We start from the raw sequence: 2965 nt of genomic DNA, 5'->3' as shown, positions 1-2965 counted from the left end.
CTTTTTTTAGATTTTCAAAAAGAGATTGGGCCTTAGTATTGTCGGCATTCATAATTGGTGTAGTTTTGCCAATGTTAATCGAAAGTGAAATTTGGAACAACTAATGAAGAAAGAGAAAAAAGAGAAATACGATAAAGCTTATTTACGAATTGCCAAAGAATGGGGAAATTTATCCTATTGTCAGCGCAAAAAAGTAGGAGCAATTATCGTAAAAAATAAAATGATCATTTCCGATGGTTACAATGGAACGCCATCTGGATTTGAAAATTGTTGCGAAGACGATAATAATGTTACTAAATGGTATGTGCTTCACGCCGAAGCTAATGCTATTTTAAAAGTAGCTTGTTCTACACAGTCGTGTGAAGATGCTACCTTATATATTACACTTTCTCCTTGTAAAGATTGTAGTAAATTAATTCACCAATCGGGAATCAAAAGAGTGGTGTATCATAACGAATACAAAGATACTTCGGGGGTTGATTTTTTAAGAAAAGCCGGTGTTGAGGTAGAACTGATTGAGGACTTGAGTTAAAAATGAAAATCAATAAAGTTTATATTCCGCTACTCATTTCTGTAGTGCTTGCCATTGGTTTTATATTAGGGAGTACACTACAGTCACCGGCTAAAAACGGTTTTTTCGCTCGAAAAAACACTACCACAAAACTCAACAAACTAATTGATTTCATCGAAAGAGAATATGTTGACAGCCTCAATACCGATTCTATTGTTGATTTAACCGTTAGTGAAATACTAGCCAAGCTGGATCCACATTCGGTGTATATTCCAAAAAGCGATTTAGAGGCTGTATCGCAAAGTATGCGTGGCGATTTTGTAGGAATTGGTGTTAACTTTTATATGTTTAATGATACTTTAGCTGTTATAAAACCCATTGCTCAAGGGCCTTCTGAAAAAGCAGGAATTATGGCTGGCGATCGAATTCTATTTGCAAATAAATTACAATTATTTAAGAAGAAAATTCAAACCCATAGCTTGTATTCTATTCTAAAAGGATCCAAAGGATCAACAATTAAACTTACGGTTTTTAGAAAATCTGAAAATAAAAAATTTGCAGTCAACATTAAACGTGATGTAATTCCAATAAAAAGTGTTGACATAGCATTAATGGTTTCTAAAACAACAGGATATATTAAAATAAATCGTTTTGCAGAAACCACTTATGATGAATTTTTAAAAGGGTTAACCCAATTAAAGAAACAGGGTGCAAACGAAATTATAATTGATTTGAGAGATAACAGCGGAGGGTATTTAGAATCGGCAGTAGCTATAGCAGATGAGTTTTTGAAAAAAGACGAACTCATCGTTAAGACCAAAAATAAAAAGGGAAGTATAACATCAACACAAGCTACCGAAAAAGGCATTTTTGAATCAGGAAAAGTAACGGTATTAATCAATGAAGAATCAGCCTCGGCAAGTGAAATTTTAGCCGGCGCTATTCAAGATAATGATCGCGGAACTATAGTAGGAAGACGTTCTTTTGGGAAAGGTTTAGTCCAACGAGAAATGTCGCTTGGTGATGGCTCTGCAGTACGATTGACCGTAGCGCGCTATTACACCCCTTCAGGACGTTCCATTCAAAAACCTTATGAAGATAAAGGTGAAAACTATTTCAACGAATTTCAAAAGCGTTTTGAAACTGGGGAATTATATGAAAAAGATAAAATAAAAATTTCAGGCAGCTTAAAATTTAAAACCAAAAAAGGACGAATCGTTTATGGCGGCGGAGGTATTATCCCTGATGTTTTTGTTCCTTTAGAAGGAAAACAAGGTGAAGAAATGACTATGCTACTTTTGCAATCGGGATTGATGAATTATTTTGTTTTTGAACAATTGGACCAAAATCGAAAAGCATTCACAAATATGTCGATTTCAGATATTAAAGATGAATTGGTTCAAAATAAAAATTATTTTATTGCTTTTAAAAACCGAATAAAAGAAAGTGGTTTGTTGTTGAATTTGGAACCAAAAAAAGATAAAGTACTGTATTACATGCATGCCGAATTTGTTCAACAATTATTTTCGGATAAAGAATATTACCAATTGATTTTGAAGAAAGACAATATGTTAAATAAAGTGTTGAATCAGTAAGAATTACTTCCCAATAGCATCATGAATCATTGTATGATTTTCATCATTCCACAATGTTAAAATGTCGGTTGCAACAGCTGCGCCACTTCCTGCAGCAATACTCAATTGGCTTCGGTGACCTGCCAAAACACCTGTGACATAAATTCCTTCCGATACTAAATGATCATTATTTTTTAGTTGGATTCTGTTTTTAAAAGCGGGTGTTTTTTGATGCAATTCGATATAGTTTTCTAATCCTTCAAAAGGGAATGGATTCCCGGCTCCAACCGCAACAACGACAAGTTTAGCTTGATACTTTGATTTATTAGTTAAAATTGTAAAATTTCCGGCTTCACCTGAAAGAGTCAACACTTTTTCGCCTTCAATTTGCAAAACATGTGGATAGGATGTTGCTAATTGTGCCAAACTTTCTGCTAGTAATTCGCTGCCCAATTTTCCTGCAGGAATACCATACGCATTATTGAAAACAGCATTTTGAAGCGACGATGCTTTTTGATGGGCAATAATCGCAATCTTTTTGTCAACTGCAAAAGGTTTGTTTTGCGCTGAGCCCAAGACCAATGCACAAGAAACCCCCGAAACGCCGGCGCCAATAATTACAACATCAAACATTTTTATTCTTTAGTTTTTTCTACAATCATTTTTGAAAATCGCAAAAGCACTAATAATAATATAGCACAAATACCAGCAACTACTCCTATAATTGCAATGGTGCTTTTTCCTTCAAACGGATGGCTATAATCAATTTGAAATAAGTTAAAACCAATTAATCCTAAAGCGATAGCAACGGCTATGTAAGTAAAAATTTTCATTTGTATTTTTTTTCTAAATAAACAATCCTTTAACGTTTGCAGCAAAT

General features: G+C 34.0%; 4 protein-coding genes and 1 pseudogene. 3 read left to right on the top strand and 2 right to left on the bottom strand.

All coding sequences use genetic code 11. The annotated features are described in order from the left end of the window. The 3 genes and pseudogenes from ACIQZC_RS10470 to ACIQZC_RS10460 form a co-directional block, all read left to right on the top strand. Nucleotides 1–104: pseudogene (locus tag ACIQZC_RS10470) on the top strand (HupE/UreJ family protein); the annotation flags it as partial. Continuing rightward, complete coding sequence (locus tag ACIQZC_RS10465; protein ID WP_396139167.1) at nt 104–532, top strand: deoxycytidylate deaminase; 429 nt, start codon at nt 104–106, stop codon at nt 530–532. The pseudogene ACIQZC_RS10470 and the gene ACIQZC_RS10465, both read left to right, overlap by 1 nt. A 2-nt stretch (nt 533–534) precedes the next feature. Further along, nucleotides 535–2106, top strand: coding sequence for a S41 family peptidase (locus tag ACIQZC_RS10460; protein WP_396139166.1), 1572 nt, complete (start codon nt 535–537; stop codon nt 2104–2106). A 3-nt stretch (nt 2107–2109) separates the two neighbouring features. Here the strand turns inward: ACIQZC_RS10460 and ACIQZC_RS10455 are convergent, their stop codons facing one another. Both ACIQZC_RS10455 and ACIQZC_RS10450 read right to left on the bottom strand, forming a co-directional pair. Next, entirely contained in the window at nt 2110–2718 is a 609-nt protein-coding gene (locus tag ACIQZC_RS10455) for an FAD-dependent oxidoreductase (RefSeq protein ID WP_396139165.1), read from the bottom strand. Nucleotides 2719–2720: 2 nt separating this feature from the next. Continuing rightward, nucleotides 2721–2965: hypothetical protein (locus ACIQZC_RS10450; RefSeq protein WP_396139164.1), on the bottom strand; the 245-nt coding region annotated here is incomplete at its 5' end.

This window comes from Flavobacterium sp., from assembly GCF_044338735.1.
Classification (GTDB): Bacteria; Bacteroidota; Bacteroidia; order Flavobacteriales; family Flavobacteriaceae; genus Flavobacterium.
This window is presented reverse-complemented; position numbering and strand designations above follow the sequence as displayed.